This window comes from Massilia sp. 05N420 (assembly GCF_056397205.1).
In genome coordinates, this window is record NZ_JBFTMX010000002.1 from 68986 (window position 1) to 88958 (window position 19973).

The 19973-nt window shown below is 66.2% G+C and carries 16 protein-coding genes and 2 tRNA genes; 8 read left to right on the forward strand and 10 right to left on the reverse strand.

All coding sequences use genetic code 11. The annotated features are described in order from the left end of the window. The first annotated feature begins 199 nt into the window (after positions 1–199). A complete protein-coding gene (locus AC1DIX_RS01370; RefSeq protein WP_477250802.1) occupies positions 200–2167 on the forward strand; it encodes an AAA family ATPase in 1968 nt (655 codons plus the stop codon). Between the two features lie 67 nt (positions 2168–2234). On the opposite strand, the gene AC1DIX_RS01375 is transcribed toward AC1DIX_RS01370, so the two are convergent. The 3 genes from AC1DIX_RS01375 to AC1DIX_RS01385 form a co-directional block, all read right to left on the reverse strand. Continuing rightward, the gene (locus AC1DIX_RS01375) at positions 2235–4289 is read right to left on the reverse strand and encodes an FUSC family protein (protein WP_477321417.1); all 2055 of its coding nucleotides are present in this window, start codon (positions 4287–4289) and stop codon (positions 2235–2237) included. A 104-nt stretch (positions 4290–4393) separates the two neighbouring features. Further along, the gene (locus tag AC1DIX_RS01380; RefSeq protein ID WP_441934716.1) at positions 4394–6109 is read right to left on the reverse strand and encodes a cation:proton antiporter domain-containing protein; all 1716 of its coding nucleotides are present in this window, start codon (positions 6107–6109) and stop codon (positions 4394–4396) included. A gap of 134 nt (positions 6110–6243) precedes the next feature. Beyond that, positions 6244–6879 (reverse strand): TetR/AcrR family transcriptional regulator, encoded by a 636-nt coding sequence (locus AC1DIX_RS01385; protein WP_441934717.1) that lies wholly within the window; start codon positions 6877–6879, stop codon positions 6244–6246. Between the two features lie 85 nt (positions 6880–6964). Between AC1DIX_RS01385 and AC1DIX_RS01390 the strand changes: the two genes are divergently transcribed. From AC1DIX_RS01390 to AC1DIX_RS01410, 5 genes are read left to right on the forward strand one after another with little or no spacing between them, the layout of a single operon-like run. Then, a complete protein-coding gene (locus tag AC1DIX_RS01390) occupies positions 6965–8146 on the forward strand; it encodes a lipid-transfer protein (RefSeq protein ID WP_477321420.1) in 1182 nt (393 codons plus the stop codon). 9 nt (positions 8147–8155) lie between these two features. Then, on the forward strand, positions 8156–9298 hold the full coding sequence (locus tag AC1DIX_RS01395) for an acyl-CoA dehydrogenase family protein (protein WP_477321422.1): 1143 nt from the start codon (positions 8156–8158) through the stop codon (positions 9296–9298). A 12-nt stretch (positions 9299–9310) separates the two neighbouring features. Then, entirely contained in the window at positions 9311–10462 is a 1152-nt protein-coding gene (locus AC1DIX_RS01400) for a CaiB/BaiF CoA transferase family protein (RefSeq protein ID WP_477321424.1), read from the forward strand. Between the two features lie 19 nt (positions 10463–10481). Next, positions 10482–11753, forward strand: a complete 1272-nt coding sequence (locus tag AC1DIX_RS01405; RefSeq protein ID WP_477321426.1) for a DUF445 domain-containing protein — start codon at positions 10482–10484, stop codon at positions 11751–11753. 31 nt (positions 11754–11784) lie between these two features. Further along, positions 11785–12102, forward strand: coding sequence for a putative signal transducing protein (locus AC1DIX_RS01410; protein WP_441934722.1), 318 nt, complete (start codon positions 11785–11787; stop codon positions 12100–12102). A 1-nt stretch (position 12103) separates the two neighbouring features. Here AC1DIX_RS01410 and AC1DIX_RS01415 read toward each other — a convergent pair whose 3' ends face one another. Continuing rightward, a complete protein-coding gene (locus tag AC1DIX_RS01415; protein WP_477321428.1) occupies positions 12104–13270 on the reverse strand; it encodes a mandelate racemase/muconate lactonizing enzyme family protein in 1167 nt (388 codons plus the stop codon). A 105-nt stretch (positions 13271–13375) separates the two neighbouring features. Here AC1DIX_RS01415 and AC1DIX_RS01420 point away from each other — a divergent pair, with 105 nt between their 5' ends. After that, entirely contained in the window at positions 13376–14293 is a 918-nt protein-coding gene (locus AC1DIX_RS01420) for a LysR substrate-binding domain-containing protein (protein WP_477321430.1), read from the forward strand. Here AC1DIX_RS01420 and AC1DIX_RS01425 read toward each other — a convergent pair. From AC1DIX_RS01425 to AC1DIX_RS01450, 6 genes are all read right to left on the reverse strand, one after another. Continuing rightward, positions 14290–14625 carry a DUF2004 domain-containing protein gene (locus AC1DIX_RS01425; protein WP_441934725.1) on the reverse strand — a complete coding sequence of 112 codons (336 nt, stop codon included), beginning with the start codon at positions 14623–14625 and terminating at the stop codon, positions 14290–14292. The two genes, AC1DIX_RS01420 and AC1DIX_RS01425, sit on opposite strands and share 4 nt — an antisense overlap. Before the next feature lie 90 nt (positions 14626–14715). After that, positions 14716–14792 (reverse strand) — tRNA-Met (locus tag AC1DIX_RS01430). Between the two features lie 66 nt (positions 14793–14858). Beyond that, a tRNA-Met gene (locus AC1DIX_RS01435) sits at positions 14859–14935 on the reverse strand. A gap of 43 nt (positions 14936–14978) precedes the next feature. Beyond that, entirely contained in the window at positions 14979–15932 is a 954-nt protein-coding gene (gene miaA / locus AC1DIX_RS01440; protein WP_477321432.1) for a tRNA (adenosine(37)-N6)-dimethylallyltransferase MiaA, read from the reverse strand. A 20-nt stretch (positions 15933–15952) separates the two neighbouring features. Then, complete coding sequence (gene mutL, locus AC1DIX_RS01445) at positions 15953–17926, reverse strand: DNA mismatch repair endonuclease MutL (protein WP_477321434.1); 1974 nt, start codon at positions 17924–17926, stop codon at positions 15953–15955. A 249-nt stretch (positions 17927–18175) separates the two neighbouring features. Continuing rightward, positions 18176–19111, reverse strand: a complete 936-nt coding sequence (locus AC1DIX_RS01450; RefSeq protein WP_477321436.1) for a peptidylprolyl isomerase — start codon at positions 19109–19111, stop codon at positions 18176–18178. 133 nt (positions 19112–19244) lie between these two features. Between AC1DIX_RS01450 and AC1DIX_RS01455 the strand changes: the two genes are divergently transcribed. After that, the gene (locus tag AC1DIX_RS01455; RefSeq protein WP_441934731.1) at positions 19245–19889 is read left to right on the forward strand and encodes a VTT domain-containing protein; all 645 of its coding nucleotides are present in this window, start codon (positions 19245–19247) and stop codon (positions 19887–19889) included. The last annotated feature ends 84 nt before the right edge of the window (positions 19890–19973 follow it).

Sequence of the window (19973 nt, forward strand, 5' to 3'; positions counted from 1 at the left end):
GCACGGTATACACCTGTCTTTTCTTTGGGGGTATAGTCTCCATATCCCCATTGCCTTCGGGCATCAAAACAATAGCAGACGCATACGTTTGCATCCCATAGCGGTCCCATGCACCGCCGCCTTTCGCGTCCACTCGGCACTTCGGAAGGCACGCAATATCAATGTCGTGAAGCACCTTCAGATTAAAGAGTACTGATATATGCCCAATTTTGCTCGACTCCAAATTGCCTTTAAGAATGTTTATGTCCGTATTCTGACTGCCGTGCTGTTGGGTATGCTGGTGGGCTGGTTCGTTTACAAGGCCGACGTTCCGCAGGATCCGTCGCCGGTCGTCCACTCGCAGAACATCTCCGAGATCACCGAACTGGCCGCACAGAAGGACAAGCTCGACTACCTGTTGGTGGCCCGCCCCCTGTCCGACGCACCGCGTTATATCTACAAGTTCAAGGGCGCGCCGCAGCTGCACGTGGTGAAGGTGCCGAGCACCTCCCACCTGTCGCTCGAGCGCGAAGTCCTGCTGAAGAACGCGATCCCGTATTCGATCGCCAAGGACGATTACCTGGCTTCCCACAAAGCCGTGCTGCAGGACGAGAACGAAGGCTTCGTTTCCGACGTCGTCTCCTTCATGAAACGCCATGCGCTCGACCTGACCGTGCTGGTGCTGATCCTGTACGCCCTGAAGTTCGGCATCCCGGGCATGAACGGCGGCGCCCAGATGATCTCGCCGGACAAGCTGAAAGGCTCGATGGACGACCTGATCGGCATGGAAGACATCAAGCAGGAAGTGCTGCACCTGGAAGACATGATCCGCAACCGCGAGTTGTACAAAGAGCACAACATCGACAAGCCCTTCAATGTGATGCTGACCGGTCCTGCCGGTACCGGCAAGACCAAGCTGGTCGGCTACCTGGCCAAGCGCCTGGACATCCCGCTGATCCAGGCCTCGGGTTCGGCGCTGGAATCGGGTTACGTCGGCGGCGGTTCGAAGGCGCTGAACGCCCTCTACCGCAAGGCCTCGAGCAAGGGCCGCTGCATCATCTTCCTGGATGAAGCGCAGAGCCTGTTCATGCCGCGCGGCCGCAGCGAAAAGAAATGGGAAGACGATACCGCCAATACCCTGCTGGGCCTGCTGGACGGCGTCAAGAGCGACAAGGGCCAGGGCGTGATCTGGGTGGTCGCCTCGAACTTCGACGATGCCTCGACCGAGATGGACGAAGCGATGCTGCGCCGCTTCTCGGTGAAGATCAACTTCCGCCTGCCGAACAAGGCCGAGCGCAGGGAACTGCTGCGCAGCTTCCTGTCGCGTAAAAAAGAAGGTCTGGTCGATTACAACGACCTCGATCTCGACCAGGTGGCCGAGATCACCCAGAACCTGAGCCCGGCGCTGCTGGAATCCGTGGTCGAGCGCGCATCGATGCTGTCGATCCAGGAAAAGGTCATCATCAACACCGACCTGCTGTTCCGTGCCTATGAGCGCGCCACCATCGGCCTGACCGACCGCGCCACCACCGCCGAGAAGCACAAGCAGCGCGAGCGCATCGCCGTGCACGAGCTGGGCCACTTCTTCATGCAGATCGACCCCTTCCTGCGCGCCGGCATGAGCCTGGACGAAGTGAAGGAGAAATCGCACCTGCTGAAGATCAGCACCGAAGCCGTGTCGAAGATCGGCGCCCTGGGTTACGTGCTGCAGTCGGGCGACGACATGTCGCTGCGCACCCTGGAAGAGCTGGAGCGCGACGTGATCGGCCTGTACGGCGGCGTGGCGGCGGAAGAGCTGTTCTACGGCGCCCGCGGCATCTCGGTCGGCAGCCAGAACGACATCGAGAAGATCACCAAGATGCTGAACCTGATGGTCGGCCGCCTGTCGATGTACTCGCGCGCCAAGATCGACTACAGCCAGCTTGCCAACGACGCTTCCGGCGAGCATACCCTGCGCCAGGTCGAGGAGAAATCCGATGAGCTGTACAGCTACACGCTGGACGCGATCCGCGACTACGAGAAGGTGATCGCCGCCATCAAGGACACCCTGCTCGAACAGTACGTGCTGTCCAAGGACGCCGTGTTTGCCCTGCTGGAAGAGCACAAGGATGCCCTGATGGCCGGCCTGAAGGCCCAGCGCCACGCCAGCCTGAAGCTGTGCGCGGAAACCGGCGAAGCCGTGGCCTGAGCAAACGATAGCTGATGGACCGCGGGCCTGGCCCGGTTCGAAAGGCGGACAGCGATGTCCGCCTTTTTTATGGTTTGTCCGGCCTCGCGGTCTCGGCCCGCAGTGCGCGCAGGGTGTCGTCGATGTCCGTCAGCCAGCGCGCGGCAAGTTGGGAGGGGATGGCATTGCCGGCCCGGGGGCGGATCGCTTCTTCGGCATCGGGCGGATCGCGCCGCTCCGGCTCTTCGAACAGCGCGGCCGCCTGTTCCAGCCTGGGCGCCAGGGCGCGGGCAGCCGTGTGCAATGCCGGCGACCGCGTCAGCTGCGGCGCGAAATTCACGACCAGGTCGCAGCAGTGACGCACGCAATAGGCGATGCGCGACAGCCGCCGCAGATGCTGCCGGCGATGCTTTTTCGATCCCGGATACTCGGCGCCGGTGACCGGGCCGAGCGTCTGGCGCAGCGCCTGGAGCTTGCGGTCCAGTTCACGGATCTCCTCGTGCCGCGGCGGCGAATCCGGATCCGCCCATGCCGCCCGCAGCAGGCGGCCGGCGGCGCGCAGCAGCTCGGCGCTCTTGCCGCGCGATTCGTCGCGGGTGTGGACCGGCAGCACCAGGCTGGCGCTGAGGACGGCGGCTGCCGCGCCGATCAGGGTTTCCTCGAGCCTTAGTATCAGCAGGCCCGGGCTGTTCATTCCCATCAATTCGTACAGCATCGCCAGCATCGCGCTCAGCAGCACCACATACACGTTCTGCAGGCCGCGGAAAGCATAGAAGCCGCTCCCCACGAAAGCGAACAGCAGAACCAGTTCGACCGTGCGGTTGCCATGCACGAGCTCCGCGGCGGCGATCCCCACGCAGACGCCCACCACCGTGGCCAGCACCTGGCGCCACGCGCCGGACAGCGTCTGCCCGATGGTGACGGTGCGCGTGAAGACGACGAAGGCGGCGAACACCGCCCAATACCAGTGCGAGGGCGACAGGGCGCGTCCGGCCACGATGGCGCCGAGGGCGGCCGCGCAAGCCTGCAGCGCGCGCCGGGTGGTGTGGTCGAACCAGGAACGCTTCTCGTCCTTGTCGTCCGCTTTCTTGTCGGCGCCTTCGGCGGGCGGCGGCTTGCGCTCGTCGCGCATCGGCGGCAAGGCCTCGCGCGGCGAGGGCAGGCAGGCCAGCACGCGCAGCGCCTGCTCCAGCCGCCAGCGCAGCGCAGCTGGCAAGGCCGCGCCGGCTTCTTCGCTATCGTCGGCATCGGCAGCGGCTTCGCCGCCGGGGCTGCGTTCCAGCGTCCGCAGACGGTTCGCCAGCACTTGCCGCTCGCCGGCGCCGGCCCTGGCGGCCGCCCGCACGACCGCCGCCAGGGCTTCCGCGGCCAGTTCGCCGCGCAGCACCTGCCCGCGCAGCCGGTCGGCCGGGCCGCCGTCGCGGCCGGCGTCGCAGGCGAAATCGGCGAGCCGCGTTTCCAGTCCCAGCGACTGCGCGTTCAGGCGCTCGAGCTGGGCTTCGATCCGCTTGCAGCCAGCTTCCTTTCCCTGCTCCAGCTGGCCGGCCAGGTCGTGGAGCAGGGCCCTGATGCGGGCGCGCCAGGCGCGCAGCTCGCTGCGAAGCATGCGGCCCGGATGCTCGGGCACCAGCCAGAAGCGGATCGCATAGGCGACGGCGCAGCCGACCAGGACGAACAGCGGCAGCCACTGCGCCTTGTCCGGCGGCGTCTTCAATAGCAGGGCGTAGAAATAGGACTGGTAGGCGAGGGCGCCGAGGCCGCTGCCGCGCGGCCCGAAGCGGCGCGCCTGGAAGGCGGCGAAGATGATGATGAGGAAGCAGCCGCCGCTCAGCCAGGGATGGTCGCCCACCAGGCTGCCGAGGACGAGGATGGCGCTGGCGAGGAAGGGCACCCAGGCCATCGTCCGCTGTTGCTGCTTCCTTCCGGGGTCCTGCAGGGCGACCGCGGCGATCACCGCCACCAGGATGCCGGCCAGGGTCAGCTCGTATTTCAGGCCGAGCAGGCGCGGAACGAGGAGGAACAGGGCTGCGAGGATGGCGGCGGTGAGCAGGGCGCGCAGTCCGCTGCGCAGCCGCTCCAGGGCTGGATCGGAAGCGAGGAAGAGATCGAGTAAATAAGCGAACAGATGGTGGGCGCGATGCATCTCGATAGTCGAAGTCCGGCAGTGGCCGAGCAGTTACTGTACAAGATGACAAGAGCCCGGCACGCACGCTTGCCGCCTGGACAAGCGTGCGCCGCGGCGATGCCTCAGTGCGCCGCGACCGGCGCTTCGGCCAGGCCCTGCAGCACGTGGCGCGACATGCTGGCCGCCAGTTCGTGCTCGCCGATGAAGACGGTGCCGCCGGTGTCTTCGCGCAGCAGGCGCGCTTCCTCTTCGTTGTGGCTGCGCACCACGCAGCGGATGCCCGGGTTCAGGGCCTTCGCTATCTCGACCATCGCGCGCACGTGGAAGGTGTCCGGCGTCGCGATCACCAGCATCGACGCGCGGGCGATGTGGGCCTGGATCAGCACCGCCGGGTCGGCCGCGTTGCCGGCCACCGCCGGCTGGTCCTTGCGGCGCAGCTCCTCGACCACTTCGCGGTTCTGTTCCGCCACCACGTAATGGATGCCCTGCCTGCTCAGTTCCTGGGCGATGCGCCGGCCCACGCGGCCATAGCCGACCAGCACCACCTGGCCGGTCAGGTGTTCGTGGGTGACCGTCACCGGCAGTTCGGCCAGCGGGTCGGCCGAGCGCTCCAGCCGGCGCGCGAGGTCCGACTTCGAACGCAGCCAGTCCTGCAGCGGGTTGATCGCCTTGAACATCAGCGGGTTCACCGCGATCGAGATGATGGCGCCGGCCAGGATCAGGTTCTGGCCGAGGTCCGGCAGCAGGCCCAGCGACATGCCCAGCGCCGCCAGGATGAAGGAGAACTCGCCGATCTGGGCCAGGCTGGCCGAGACGGTGATGGCCGTGTTGAGCGGATAGCGCAGCGCCAGCACCAGCACGAAGGCGGCCAGCGATTTGCCGAACAGGATGATGGCGACCACCGCCAGCAGCTCGAGCGGATGCTCGACCAGCACGCGCGGATCGAACAGCATGCCGACCGAGACGAAGAACAGCACGGAGAACGCGTCGCGCAGCGGCAGGGTCTCCTCGGCCGCGCGGTGGGAGAGCGCCGATTCGCGCAGCACCATGCCGGCGAAGAAGGCGCCCAGCGCGAACGAGACGCCGAACAGCTCCGACGAACCGTAGGCGATGCCGACCGCGGCCGCGATCACGGACAGGGTGAACAGCTCGCGCGAGCCGGTCTTGGCCACGCGCCACAGGAACCAGGGGAAGAGCTTGCGGCCCACCAGCAGCATGAAGGCGACGAAGGCGCCCACCGACAGCAGGGTCTTGCCGAGCGCCAGCCACAGCGAATCGCCGGCAGCGTGGCCGTCGCCGCCGGCGTTGCCGCCCAGCGGGCCGGCCAGCGCCGGCAGCAGCACCAGCACCAGCACCGTGACCAGGTCTTCGACCACCAGCCAGCCGACCGCGATGCGACCGTTGAAGGAATCGAGCTGGCCGCGGTCTTCGAGCGCCCGCAGCAGCACCACGGTACTGGCCACCGACAGCGCCAGGCCGAACACCAGTCCCGCACCCAGGCTCCAGCCCCACAGATGGCTGACCCCGATGCCCATCAGTGTGGCCACCGTGATCTGCAGGATCGCGCCGGGCAGGGCGATGCCCTTCACTTCCAGCAGGTCGTCGAGCGAGAAGTGGAGGCCGACACCGAACATCAGCAGCATCACGCCGATCTCGGCCAGCTGGGAGGCGAGCGCAACGTCGGCCACGAAGCCGGGCGTGGCAGGGCCGATCAGGACGCCGGCGGCGAGATAGCCGACCAGGGCCGGCAGCCGCATGCGGACGGCGAGCATCCCGAACAGCAAGCCGAAGCCGAGAGCGGCGGCAATGGTGGTGATCAGACTGATGTTGTGGTGCATGCGGACGAGGCCCTCCTTGTAAAGATAAACCTGTCCAGTATAAGCGACGATGGGCCTTCATCCGGCCGCGGGGCGAAAAAAATTAGCGGAGGATGAAGGGGCGATCCGATGCGAACGCGGCAGATCGCGGCGTGTTAGGGCATGGTTGCCAGTGTGAGAAGTGCCTTGCGCAGCGCTGCCCGCACCTCGTCGAACTGGGCGCGGCGGCGGCGCTTATCCAGGCGGAACAGCATCAGGCCCTCGATCTGGGCCACCATCAGCACCGCGCGCCGCATGGTCTCGTCGTCGGAAATGGCCGGGTTCAGGCCGCGGACCAGGTTGTAGACGGTCTTGCGCTCGCGTCCCAGCATCTTGTCCATCAGCTTCGAGGCGAAGGGGTTGCGCGAGGCCAGCGCCCAGATCTCGAAGAACAGAGCGTGGGTGACGGGATCGGTGATCTCTTCGAGGAACATGTCGACCGTGGTCAGGAAGCGCTCCAGCTGCGAGCGCTCGCTCATGGCGGCGGCGATGGCGTCCATCTTGCCCTGCACCAGGTCCATGGTGGTGAGCAGCAGCGCTTCCAGCAGCAGGTCCTTGCTGCCGTAGTAGTGCTGCACGTTCGACAAGCTCATGCCGGCCTCCGCAGCCACCCGCCGCATCGACAGCCCGGCATAGCCTTCGGCGGCGAGCAGGGAGCGCGCCGCCTGCAGGATGTCCTGCGCCCGGCCCAGGCCCTTCTCGGTGGTGCCCGAGACCTTGTTCTTCAGCGTGCTGTCGAGTGTCGTTTCCATGTCGCGATTATACTTTATCGACTAGTACAGTTGACCTATAATTGTCCAAAACCGGTCGCGTGACCGAGAAAACCAGGAGACAGCGATGAGTCAGAAAGTATTCGTCAGCGGCGTGGGCATGATCCCCTTCGCCAAGCCGGGCGGAAGCAGCCCCTATCACGAGATGGGCGCCCTGGCGGCCCGCGCCGCGCTGGAAGATGCCGGCATCGCCTACGAAGACGTCGAGCAGGCCTATGTGGGCTATGTGTATGGCGATTCGACCTGCGGCCAGAAGGCCCTGTACGGCGTCGGCATGACCGGCATCCCGATCGTCAACGTCAACAACAACTGCTCGACCGGGTCGACGGCGCTGTACCTGGCGCGCCAGGCGGTGCAGAGCGGCGCGGCGGATTGCGTGCTGGTGCTGGGCTTCGAGCAGATGAGCCCGGGTGCATTGGCCTCGGTGTTCACCGACCGTCCGGCGCCCTTCGACGACTTCGACGCCGTCACCGACCGCCTGGTCGGCAAGCCTGAGATCCCGCTGGCGCTGCGCTACTTCGGCGGCGCCGGCCTGGCCCACATGGAAAAATACGGCACGCCCCTGAACGCCTTCGCGCGCATCCGCGCCAAGGCCAGCCGCCACGCCGTCAACAACCCGCTGGCCCTGTTCCGCAAGGAGGTGACGGAACAGGACGTGCTGGACGCGCCGGAGATCTGGCCCGGCGTGATGACCCGCCTGATGGCCTGTCCGCCGACCTGCGGCGCCGCCGCCGCGGTGCTCGTTTCGGAAGCCTTCGCAAAGAGGCACGGCCTGCGCACCCACGTCCACATCGCCGCCCAGGCCATGACCACCGACAGACCGAGCACCTTCGATGCGAACGACATGATGCGCCTGGTCGGCTACGACATGAGCAGGGAAGCCGCGCAAAAGGTCTACGCCCAGTCCGGCGTCGGCCCCGAAGACCTCGACGTGGTCGAGCTGCACGACTGCTTCGCGCACAACGAACTGATCACGTACGAGGCCCTGGGCCTGTGCCCGGAAGGCGGCGCCGACAAATTCATCCGCGACGGCGACAACACCTACGGCGGCCAGGTCGTCACCAACCCGTCCGGCGGCCTGCTGTCGAAGGGCCATCCGCTGGGCGCCACCGGCCTGGCGCAATGCTTCGAGCTGACCCACCAGCTGCGCGGCAGCGCGGGCGCGCGCCAGGTCGAGGGCGCAAGGGTCGCGCTGCAGCACAACCTGGGCCTGGGCGGCGCCTGCGTCGTCACCATGTACCGCGTGTAAGGAGGGCACATGGACTACGTCTCTCCCTGGATGGACGCCGAACTCGAAGGCTTTCGCGATGCCGTGCGCCGCTTTATCGATCATGAGGTGGTCCCGCACCAGCAGCGCTGGCGCGAACAGCAGCACGTCGACCGCGAGGTCTGGCGGAAGGCCGGCGAGATGGGCCTGCTGCTGGCCGACATCCCCGAGGAATACGGCGGCTCGGGCGGCAGCTTCGCCCACCAGTGCGTGGTGTTCGAAGAGCTCTGCCGTGCCGGCGACACCGCCTTCGGCCTGCACGTGCACGCCATCGTCGCGCACTACCTGCTGAACCAGGGCACGGAAGAGCAGAAAGTCAAATACCTGCCGCGGCTGGCGCGCGGCGAGACGATCGCGGCCATCGCCATGTCCGAACCGGGCGCCGGCTCCGACCTGAAGGGCATCCGCACCACGGCCACCCGTACCGGGGACGGCTACCGCCTGAACGGTTCCAAGACTTTCATTTCGAACGGCTATATGGCCGACCTGGTCCTGGTGGTCGCCAAGACCGACCCGGCGGCCGGCGCGAAAGGCGTTTCGCTGCTGCTGCTGGAGACCAGGGACAATCCCGGATTCCGCGTCGGCCGCATCCTGGAGAAGGTGGGACAGAAGGGCCAGGACACCTGCGAGCTGTTCTTCGACGACGCCCACGTGCCGCTGCAGAACGTGCTGGGCGGTGGGGAGGGCCACGGCTTTGCCCAGCTGATGACCGAGCTGCCCTACGAGCGCACCATCGTCGGCGTGTGCGGGGTGGCCTCGATCGAGCGTGCGATCAAGCTGACGGTCGAGCATGCGAAGCAGCGCAAGGCCTTCGGCCAGGCCCTGATCGAGATGCAGAACACCCGCTTCGTGCTGGCCGAAGCGAAGACCGAGGCCTTCGTTGCGCGCGTATTCGTCGACCGCTGCATCCAGGATGTGATGACCGGCCGCATGGACACGGTGCAGGCCTCGATGGCCAAGTACTGGATCACCGACCTGCAGTGCAAGATCGTGGACCAGTGTGTGCAGCTGTTCGGCGGCTACGGCTACATGCTGGAGTACCCGATCGCGCAGATGTATCTCGACGCCCGCGTGCAGCGCATTTATGGCGGCGCCAACGAGATCATGAAAGAGATCATCGCCCGTTCCTTGTGATGTGAGACATCCATGCCAGGACCCCTGAAAGGATTGAAAGTAATCGAAATGGTCGGCATCGGCCCATGCCCCTTCGCCGCCATGATGCTGGCCGACATGGGCGCGGACGTGATCCGCATCGACCGCAAGCCCGATCCGGCGGCGCCGAACCCGTATCCGATGCTGGGCACGAAGTTCGACGTGATGGCGCGCGGCCGGCGCTCGCTGGCGCTGGACCTGAAGGACCCGCGGGCCCGCCAGCTGCTGCTCGACCTGGTGGCGAAGGCCGACGTGCTGGTCGAAGGCTTCCGCCCCGGCGTGATGGAGAGACTGGGACTCGGCCCCGATCCCTGCATGGACCGCAACCCGCGGCTGGTGTATGGCCGCGTTACCGGCTGGGGCCAGACCGGGCCGCTGGCGYAGGCGGCCGGGCATGACCTCAACTATGTGGCGCTGTCCGGCATGCTGCATGCGATCGGAAGGGCGGACAGTCCGCCGACTCCGCCCCTGAACCTGGTCGGCGACTTCGGCGGCGGCGCCATGATGCTGGCCTTCGGCGTGGTCTGCGCCGCCTTCGAAGCGAAGAGTTCGGGCCGGGGCCAGGTGGTCGATGCCGCCATGACGGACGGCGCCGCGCTGCTGGGTTCCATGATGTATGGCCTGCGCGCCTTCGGTTCCTGGAGCGATGAACGCGAAGCCAATCTGCTCGACGGTGGCGCTCCCTTCTACGACTGCTATGCCTGCGCAGATGGAAAGTTCATCTCGATCGGCGCGATCGAACCGCAGTTCTATGCCCAGCTGCTGGAGCTGAGCGGCGCCGACGATCCGCAATTCCGCAAGCAATGGCGGCAGGCCGGCTGGCCCGGGCTGAAGCGCAGTTTCGCCGCGCTGTTCGCCACCCGCACCCGCGACGAATGGTGCGCGCTGCTGGAAGGAACCGACGTCTGCTTCGCCCCCGTGCTCGACATGGACGAGGCGCCGCGCCACCCGCACAATGCGGCGCGCGCCACCTTCGTCGAGCGCGACGGCGTGACCCAGCCGGCGCCGGCGCCGCGCTTTTCGCGCACCCCCGCGGAGATCGGTCCGGCGCCATCCAGTCCCGGCCAGGATGGCGCCGCCGTGCTGGCCGACTGGGGCTGGAGCGCGGCCAGCGTCGAGGCACTGCTGCGCGCCGGCGTCGTCTAGGCTGAGCTAACATGGAGGCATGAATACAAAGAGTGCGGAACTTCGCCAGTCGAAGCGGCTGGCGCTGTCCTTCTTCGGCGGCGCGGCCGCGCTGTTCGTGCTGTCCTTGTTCCTTCCACAGAACTGGTGGACCGGCCTGCTGAAAGCCTTCGCCGAAGCCGCGATGGTGGGCGCGCTGGCCGACTGGTTCGCGGTTGCCGCGCTGTTCCGGCGCATCCCGATTCCCTTCGTTTCGCGCCACACCGAGATCATCCCCGCCAACAAGCACCGCATCGCCGACAACCTGGGCGCCTTCGTGCACGAGAAATTCCTCGACACCGATTCCATCGTGCGCCTGATCCAGCGCCACGACCCGGCGCAGAAGGTGGCTGACTGGCTCACGCACCCCGAGAACACCCGGCAGCTGGGACGTTACCTGGTCAGGACGGCCGGCTGGGCGCTCGACTTCATCGAGGACGCCGCGGTGCAGAACTTCGTGCGCCGCGCCGTGCACGGCATGATCCAGGCCGTCGACCTGTCGAAGACCGCCGGCACCATCCTGGAGAGCGTGACGCGCGACGGCCGCCACCAGGAGCTGCTCGACGAAGGCATCGTCCAGCTGGCGAAACTGCTGGCCAACGAGGAGACCCAGGCCGTGATCGCCCACGGCATCGTCGACTGGCTGCGCGAGGAATACGCCTTCATGGAAAAGATGCTGCCCTCGGAACTCATCGGCAGGAAGGGCGCGGACCTGACGGTCAAGCTGGCCGCCGGCATCCTCAAGCGCGTCAGCGAGGATCCGCAGCACCCGCTGCGCCAGCGCTTCGACGCCTTCACGGCCGACTTCATCGCGCGCCTGCAGGACGACCCCGCCTTCCTGGAGAAGGGCGAGGACATCAAGCGCTACCTGATCGGCGACGAGACCCTGAACGGCTATCTCGGCTCGCTGTGGAGCGACCTGAAAGCCTGGATCAAGGCCGACCTCGAGAAAGAAGATTCGGTGCTGCGCCGGCGCCTCGAAGCGACCGGTGCCTGGGTCGGGCGCACGCTGGCCGAGGATCCGCTGCTACGCGCCTCGCTCAACGAGAACCTGGAGCTGGCGGCGCGCGGCGCGGCGCCCGAGTTCGCGGGCTTCCTGACGCGCCACATCGCCGACACCGTCAAGAACTGGGACAGCCGCGAGATGTCCGAGCAGGTCGAGCTCAACATCGGCAAGGACCTGCAGTACATCCGCATCAACGGTACGGTGGTCGGCGGCCTGATCGGCGTGGTGCTGTATCTGTTGTCCGCGCTGCCGATGCTGCTAAGATGAATACACAGCCGTCGATCTTCAGGGAGCCGTCATGACACACGCATTGAATGCACTGCTGGCAGGCACGCCGGAGGCCGGGCTGCTGCCCGGCCGCGATCTGCTCGAACTCGCGCGTTATCTGATCCCCATGGAAGCCAGCCTGGTGCAGGGCTGCCTGGTCGCGGCCGGCGTCCCGGCGGTGCTTGCCGATGCCAACCTGGTACAGACCGACCTGCTGCTGGCGCCGGCACTGGGCGGGGTGCGCATCCTGGTGCCGCAGGAGCATCTGACGCAAGCCCAGGCCGTACTCGAGGCTTTCCAGCGCGGCGAGTTCGCGCTGGGAGAAGATGCCGACGTCGGCGAGGAATGACTCAGGCCGACAGCTTCTGCATCTCGCGGAACAGGTCCGCCTTGCCCTCGAAGCCGATGCCCGGCAGGTCCGGCATCGTCACATAGCCGTTCTCCACCTTCACGCCGTCCGGGAAGCCGCCGAAAGGCTGGAACAGGTCCGGATAGGACTCGTTGCCGCCCAGGCCCAGGCCGGCCGCGATGTTCAGCGACATCTGGTGGCCGCCGTGCGGAATGCAGCGGGTGCGCGACCAGCCGTGCTGGTGCAGCATGTCCAGCGTGCGCAGATACTCGACCAGACCGTAGGACAGGGCGCAGTCGAACTGCAGCCAGTCGCGGTCCGGGCGCATGCCGCCGTAGCGGACCAGGTTGCGCGCGTCCTGCATCGAGAACAGGTTCTCGCCGGTCGCCATCGGCTTGTCGTAGTAGTTGCGCAGGGTCGCCTGCAGCTCGAAGTCGAGCGGGTCGCCGGCTTCCTCGTACCAGAATAGGTCGTACTGCGACAGCGCTTTCGCGTACCGGATCGCGGTGTCGAGGTCGAAGCGGCCGTTGGCGTCCACCGCCAGCTTCTGGCCGTCCTGCAGCACGGACAGGATGGAGTCGATGCGGCGCAGGTCTTCATCCAGCGAGGCGCCGCCGATCTTCTTCTTGACCACCGTGTAGCCGCGGTCGATGTAGCTGCGCATCTCGTTCTTCAGCGCCTCATGGTCCTGGCCGGGATGGTAGTAGCCGCCGGCCGCGTAGACGAAGACCTTGCGGTCGGGCCGGCCGTTGCCGTAGCGGTCCGCCAGCAGCTGGAACAGCGGCACGCCTTCGATCTTGGCGACCGCATCCCACACCGCCATGTCGATGGTGCCGATCGCCACCGAGCGCTCGCCGTGGCCGCCCGGCTTCTCGTTGGTGAACATGCAGTCCCAGATCTTGTGCGGATCGAGGTTGTCGCCCTTGTCGTTGACGAGGGAGCCTGGCTCGGCTTCCAGGATGCGCGGGATGAAGCGCTCGCGCATCAGTTTGCCCTGGCCGTAGCGGCCGTTCGAATTGAAGCCGTAGCCGACCACCGGCTTGCCGTCCTTGACCACGTCGGTGATCACCGCCACCAGGCTCAGCGTCATCTTGCTGAAGTCGATGTAGGCGTTGCGGATGGAAGAGCTGATGGGGAGGGTCTGTTCGCGGATCTCGACGATTCTCATGATGGCTGCCTGCGTGGGTGTCAATGAAGTCCCCAGCTTAGCCCCTGCCTCCCCGTCTATAATTTCCCCGCGTCGAATTGATTATTAACTTGAGGTAAATGCCGGATGAAACCCGACCACACGGCCGACATGGAATTCTTCACGCTGGTGGCGCGCCACGGCAGCCTGGCCGCGGCCGCGCGCGCCCTCGACCTGACGCCGCCCGCGGCCACCAAGCGCCTGGCCCAGCTGGAGGCGCGGCTCGGCGTGCGCCTGGTGAACCGCACCACGCGCCGCATCAGCCTGACCAGCGAAGGCGAGACCTACCTGGCGCACGCGGGCCGCATCCTCGCCAGCATCCGCGAGATGGAGGACGCGGTGTCGAGCGGCCGCGCGGCGCCCAAGGGCCTGCTGCGCGTGAACGCGACCCTGGGCTTCGGCCGCACCACGATCGCACCGATCGTCTCCGAATTCGCAAAGCGCTACCCGCAGGTCGAGGTGCAGATGGAAGTGACCGACCGCCCGGTCGACCTGGTCGAGAGCGGCTACGACCTGGCGATCCGCTTCGGCGCGCTGCCGGATAAACGCCTGAACGCGCGCCGCGTGATGAGCAACCGGCGCTTCCTGTGCGCCTCGCCCCTGTACCTGCAGCGGCATGGCGTGCCGGCGTGCCTGAGCGACCTGACGCGGCACCGCTGCATCGTGCACCGCCAGAACGAAGAGGCGCACGGCGTCTGGCGCTTCTATTCAGGCGAGGGAGAGGAGCAGAGCGAGGTGGTGAAGGTGCATGGCGCGCTGTCGAGCAACGACGGCGACATCGTGCTGGGCTGGGCGCTGGACGGGCACGGCATCCTGGTGCGCTCGGAGTGGGACCTGGCGCGCTATGTGGAGAGTGGACGGCTGAAGATCGTGCTGCCGGCGTACCGGCTGCCGTCGGCGGATCTGTTCGTGTATTACCTGAACCGGCGGAATCAGGCGGCGCGGAGCAGGGTGTTCATTGATTTTCTGGTTGAGCATTTCAGCCAGCCTTCGGCGATGGCCTAGCTCTCCATCGAGATCTCGTCGACCTTGCCTTTGGCGTCGAAGCGCACGCTGATGACGTAGTCGGTCACCTTGCCCGGCAGGGTGAAATCGAAGTATTCCATGTCGTCGTCTTCGCCTGAGTAGCCGCGCAGCTCGAGGATGTCGAGCACGGCGGCGGGATCCGGGCGGCTTGTTCCCATCTTCTCCTGCCAGTATCCGGGCGGGAGCTCTTCGAGATGGAAGGCGACGAACATGGCGACGCCGGAATCCTCGTCTTCCATGTCGAAGCCGTTCTTGATGGCCTGGCGGGCGGCGGCTTCGCGGCGGGTCGGTTCGGCGGTGTGGTCGGTCATCGGGGTGCTCCGTGAATGTTTGCGCAAGGCTGGCATTTTTGGAAAAGAAAAAACCGCCGGCTCCTCGCGAAACCGGCGGTTCTTCATGTCTGGTGGTGATAGGTGGACTTGAACCACCGACCCCAGCATTATGAGTGCTGTGCTCTAACCAGCTGAGCTATATCACCATCTAAAACGGTACTAAAAACAAAATGGCCTAGCCTTTGAGGAGCCAAGCCATCTCGCTTGAAATCTGGTGGTGATAGGTGGACTTGAACCACCGACCCCAGCATTATGAGTGCTGTGCTCTAACCAGCTGAGCTATATCACCAAAGCGGAGGGCATTATGYCGTCCGCACACAAGACTGTCAAGGTTACGCGCTTCGAATGTGCTTGTCCAGCACGCCCAGAACCTGGGCCGTTGCATCTTTCGCCAGACAATCGACCACGATCCGCTCCGGCATCGAACGCAACCAGGTCAGCTGGCGCTTGGCCAGCTGGCGAGTGGCGACGATGCCGTTCTCGCGCAGCTGTGCGCGGTCGTACTGGCCGTCGAGGTATTCCCAGCTCTGCCGGTAGCCGACGCAGCGCATCGACGGCAAGCTCAGGTCCAGGTCGCCGCGGGCGCGCAGCCTTGCCACTTCGGCCACGATGCCTTCGTCGTCGCGGCTGCCCAGCATCTGGTCGAAGCGCTGTGCGATGCGCTTGTGCAGCACCGCGCGGTCGGACGGCTCCAGCGCGAACGAGAGCAGTTCGAAGGGCAGCTCGGTCTTCTCGCGCCTGGCCAGCAGTTCGGACATCGGCTTGCCGGACAGTTCGATGATCTCCAGCGCGCGGTTGATGCGCTGGGCGTCGTTCGGCGCCAGGCGGTCGGCCGTGGCCGGATCGAGTTCGCGCAGCCTGGCGTGCATGCCGGGCCAGCCGATGCGCGCGGCTTCCTCATCGATGCGGGCGCGGACCTCGGCATCGGCGGTCGGCAGGTCGTCGAGGCCGTCGACCAGCCCTTTAAAGTACATCATCGTGCCGCCGACCAGCAGCGGCAGCTTGCCGCGCGCCTGGATCCCGGCCACCAGCCGGATCGCGTCTTCGCGGAACTGCATGACGGAGTAGGACTCGAGCGGGTCGATGATGTCGATGAGGTGGTGCGGCACGCTGGCCAGTTCTTCGGGGCTCGGCTTGGCGGTGCCGATGTCCATCTCGCGATAGACCAGGGCCGAGTCGACCGAGATGATCTCGACCGGCATCTCCCTGGCGATCGCCAGTGCGGCGGCGGTCTTGCCGGACGCGGTCGGGCCCATGATGGCGACCGCCATCGGTTTGTGATTCATATTCATAAATAACGAGGCTATTACTGGCCGCGCAGGAACAGCTTGTCCAGTGCGGAGATCTCGAGCTGCACCCAGGTCGGGCGGCCGTGGTTGCACTGGTCGGCGCGTTCGGTCGCTTCCATCTGGCGCAGCAGGGCGTTCATCTCCTGCACCGACAGGATGCGGTTGGCGCGCACCGCGGTATGGCAGGCGAGGGTGCCGAGCAGCTCGTTGCGGCGCTCGATCAGCACGCGCGAGCCGCCGTATTCGCGTACGTCGCGCAGCACGTCGCGGGCCAGCGTCTGCGCATCGGCGTTCTTCAGCAGGGTCGGTACGGCGCGCACTGCCAGCGTGGTCGGCGAGACCGCCGTGATGTCGAAGCCGAGCGCCTGCAGCGTCTCGCGGTTTTCTTCGGCGGTGCCGACTTCGACGGCGTCGGCGAAGAAGGTCACCGGGATCAGCATCTGCTGCACCTGCATCTGTTCGCCGCCGGCCTGGGCGTCGAGGGCATTCTTCAGCTGCTCGTAGAGGATACGCTCGTGGGCCGCGTGCATGTCGACCAGTACCAGGCCCTTGCGGTTCTGGGCGAGGATGTAGATGCCGTGCAGCTGGGCCAGGGCGAAGCCGAGCGGGAAGTCGTCGTCGTGTGCCGGTGCGGTGGTGGCGGGCAGCGGCATTTCGAAGCCGGACGGTGCGGACTTGGCCTGCGCGGCATCGGCGTCCTTCACGCCGGCGAACAGGGCGCCGTAGCTTTCGGTGCGCTGGGCCACGCCGGCGCCGGAAGGCTGGGCATCCCAGCGGCTGCCGGCCGGGTGGGGCGAGGGCGAGAAGGTCGAGGCATACGGCGACCCGGGTGTCAGCTGCGAGCCGAACGAGGTCTGCTCGTGCGGGCGGCGCCAGGCCGGGGTGCCGCCGATGCTGGAATCCCGCCCGAAGCCGCCACCCCAGGACGCGCCCGAGGGCGCGATCTCGGCCGCGCTGACCGGCGCCGGTGCGTTGCCGTGGGCCGTGGCCGAGGTCTGGGCGAGCGCGCGCTGCACCGCGTGGAACACGAACTGGTGGACGGCGCGGCTGTCGCGGAAGCGCACCTCGATCTTCGAGGGGTGCACGTTGACGTCGACCATGGCGGGGTCCAGCTCCAGCGACAGCACGTAGCTGGGGAAGCGGTCGCCGTGCAGCACGTCCTGGTAGGCGGCCTTCACCGCGTGGACCAGCAGCTTGTCGCGCACGAAGCGGCCGTTCACGTAGAAGAACTGGCCGTCGGCGCGCGCCTTGGAGGCGGTCGGCAGGCCGACGTAGCCATGCAGGCGCAGCGGGCCGGCGGCTTCGTCGAGCTGCAGCCTGGCTTCGGCGAAGTCGTTGCCGAGGATCTGGGCGCTGCGCTTGGCCGGTTCGCTGACGTTCCAGTGGTCGATGGTGCGGCCGTTGTGGGTCAGGCTGAACGAGACGTCCGGACGGGCCAGCGCGATGCGGCGCACGACTTCGGCGCAGTGGCCGTACTCGGTCTGGTCGGATTTCAGGAACTTGCGGCGCGCCGGCGTGTTGAAGTACAGGTCCTGCACGTCGATCGTGGTACCGAAGGCGCCGGAGGAGGGCGAGACCGTGCCCTGGTGCGAGCCGACGATCTCCCAGGCGTGGGGCGCGTTCGGCGTGCGCGAGGTGATGCTGACCGCCGCCACCGAGGCGATCGAAGCCAGCGCCTCGCCGCGGAAGCCGAGGGTGTTGACGTTTTCGAGGTCGGTCAGCGAGGCGATCTTCGAGGTCGCGTGGCGGGCCAGTGCGAGCGGCAGCTCTTCCGGCGGAATGCCGCGGCCGTTGTCGGTAATGGCGATGCGCTTGACGCCGCCTTCCTCGAGACGGATCGTGACCTGGGTGGCGCCGGCATCGAGTGCGTTCTCCAGCAATTCCTTGACCACGGCCGAGGGCCGCTCGACGACCTCGCCGGCGGCGATCTGCGAGATGAGCTGGTCAGGAAGCTGCTGGATGGGGCGGTGGGTGGGGGCCGGGGCGTTCATTCACAAATTATAGCTCGCCGCCACATGGCAAAGCATGGCTGTCCGATTTTTCCAAAATTCGGGGTCAGAGCACATTTTTCTGCAAATTCGGGGTCAGAGCACATTTCGCCGGACGGCTGATCGGCCCGGTTCAAGTAGCGCCACCGTCGTGCCGCAGAGGGAAACTGGCCGGTTGAGTTACCTTCTAACCATTGCCCGAAAAAGTGCTCTGACCCCGAATTTCAGCGGTAATGTGCTCTGACCCCGAATTTATTTTTGCTCGCGTACCGGGATTTGGGCGTTGCAGAGGTCGAGGTAGTTCGGTGTGTACTTGGTCCAGGGGCCGCCGCGGTTGCGTTGGGCTTCGAGGACGGACTGGTAGGTGGCGCTGTCGGTGCGCATCACTTCGAGGCGGCTGCGTTCGGCTTCCGGGACGTCGGCGGCGACCTTCACCGCGCCGATCGGCAGCTGCTGCCCCGGCTGCTCGTAGAAGCCCATCGGCGCCGGGCCGCGCGGCAGGGTCGACAGCAGCGGCATGCCCGATACCACCCGGCCGACCACGGTGATGTTGCGGTCGAGCTGGCGCGGCGCCTGGCCGGTGACGACGTAGAGGCTGGTGCCGCCGCCGCTGTCGGACTCGTTGCCGCGGGCGACGCCGACCATGGCGTAGCAGTGGGCCAGCCAGGTGCGGCCCGCCTTCGGATCGCGGCCGACCGGGAAGCCGCCCGAATGGCCGATCTGGGGCGCGAAGCCGTCGATGTCGCGCATGCGGACGAAGTGGCGGTCGTTTGCCAGCGACACCGTGAATTCGGCCGGCAGGGTCCGGTGCGCGCCCTTGACCTTGCGCGCCTGCTCGTCGTCTTCGTGCGGATCGCCCCATTGCACCACGAAGTTGTCCTGCGAGCGGATGATGGCCAGGCCGTCGTAATAGTGTTCGCGCGCCAGCGCCTTGATGTTCCTGACGTGGTTGGGGGCGAAGTCCGGCGCCAGTTCGATCACCACGCGGCCGCCCGGCAGCTCCATATAGAGCGTGTTGTCGGGGTCGAGCGGGCGCCAGTCGCCCGGTGTCGAGCCTTTCAGTACGTCGCCGACGCTGGGTTTGGGCGGCAGTTCCTTCTCCGCCTTCTTGTCGGCGGCGCCTGCGCCCGTTGCCATCAAGGCTGCAATCCCGAGCAGCACGGCGTGGTGAAGCTTCCGGTAAGCCATCTTTCTCTCCTTGTCATTCTTATTCGAACGATTGTAATCCGGAAAGTACAAATTCTCTCCATGATCTTGACCCCGGGGCCATTTTTTGAAGACGGTCTGATGGTATGATTCGGCGCTACCATTTAGGATGATTATGGATCTGATGCAACTCTTCGGCATGCTTCTGCACGTCGATAAGACCTTGGGCACCCTGCTGGCCCAGTACGGTGTGTATGTCTATGCGGTCCTGTTCGCGATCGTGTTCTGCGAGACCGGTCTCGTGGTGCTGTTCTTCTTCCCGGGCGACACCCTGCTGTTCATCGCCGGCGCCTTCTGCGCCACCGGCGAGATGAGTTATCCGCTGTTGATGGCGCTGCTGATCATTGCCGCCGTTACCGGGAATACCCTGAACTATTACATCGGCGGGGCCATCGGTCACCGCGTCTTCACCCATGATTACCGCTGGCTGAACAAGGATGCGCTGCAGCGCACCCACGATTTCTTCGAAAGGCACGGCGGCAAGACCATCATCCTGGCGCGCTTCGTGCCGGTGGTGCGGACCTTCGCTCCCTTCGTGGCCGGCATTTCGGAGATGACGCATGCGCGTTTCCAGATGTTCAACATCACCGGCGCCGTCCTGTGGGTGGCCGGTCTCGTGACCGCCGGTTACTTCTTCGGCAACATTCCCATCGTGCGCGATCACCTGACCGCCATCGTGCTGATCGGTGTCGGCGCCGCCGTGGTGCCGCTGGCCCTGGGCGGCATCTACAAGTTCGGGCGCCGCATGCTCAGCCGCTGAAAGCGCACCTTGTCATTCCTGCAGCGCGCCGCTTCGACGGCGCGCTGTGTGTTTACGGCGCTCAAGTTTACCCTTGCCCGCGCC

Bases quoted from the DNA above. Each gene is read 5' to 3' on its own strand.
- AC1DIX_RS01390 (WP_477321420.1), top strand. From the start codon at position 6,965: ATGAGTCAGAAAGTATTCGTCAGCGGCGTGGGCATGATCCCCTTCGCC.
- AC1DIX_RS01415 (WP_477321428.1), bottom strand. From the start codon at position 13,270: ATGAGAATCGTCGAGATCCGCGAACAGACCCTCCCCATCAGCTCTTCC.
- AC1DIX_RS01405 (WP_477321426.1), top strand. From the start codon at position 10,482: ATGAATACAAAGAGTGCGGAACTTCGCCAGTCGAAGCGGCTGGCGCTG.
- AC1DIX_RS01410 (WP_441934722.1), top strand. From the start codon at position 11,785: ATGACACACGCATTGAATGCACTGCTGGCAGGCACGCCGGAGGCCGGG.
- AC1DIX_RS01380 (WP_441934716.1), bottom strand. From the start codon at position 6,109: ATGCACCACAACATCAGTCTGATCACCACCATTGCCGCCGCTCTCGGC.
- miaA (WP_477321432.1), bottom strand. From the start codon at position 15,932: ATGAATCACAAACCGATGGCGGTCGCCATCATGGGCCCGACCGCGTCC.
- AC1DIX_RS01375 (WP_477321417.1), bottom strand. From the start codon at position 4,289: ATGCATCGCGCCCACCATCTGTTCGCTTATTTACTCGATCTCTTCCTC.
- AC1DIX_RS01450 (WP_477321436.1), bottom strand. From the start codon at position 19,111: ATGGCTTACCGGAAGCTTCACCACGCCGTGCTGCTCGGGATTGCAGCC.
- AC1DIX_RS01420 (WP_477321430.1), top strand. From the start codon at position 13,376: ATGAAACCCGACCACACGGCCGACATGGAATTCTTCACGCTGGTGGCG.
- AC1DIX_RS01395 (WP_477321422.1), top strand. From the start codon at position 8,156: ATGGACTACGTCTCTCCCTGGATGGACGCCGAACTCGAAGGCTTTCGC.
- AC1DIX_RS01455 (WP_441934731.1), top strand. From the start codon at position 19,245: ATGGATCTGATGCAACTCTTCGGCATGCTTCTGCACGTCGATAAGACC.
- AC1DIX_RS01385 (WP_441934717.1), bottom strand. From the start codon at position 6,879: ATGGAAACGACACTCGACAGCACGCTGAAGAACAAGGTCTCGGGCACC.
- AC1DIX_RS01425 (WP_441934725.1), bottom strand. From the start codon at position 14,625: ATGACCGACCACACCGCCGAACCGACCCGCCGCGAAGCCGCCGCCCGC.
- AC1DIX_RS01370 (WP_477250802.1), top strand. From the start codon at position 200: ATGCCCAATTTTGCTCGACTCCAAATTGCCTTTAAGAATGTTTATGTC.
- mutL (WP_477321434.1), bottom strand. From the start codon at position 17,926: ATGAACGCCCCGGCCCCCACCCACCGCCCCATCCAGCAGCTTCCTGAC.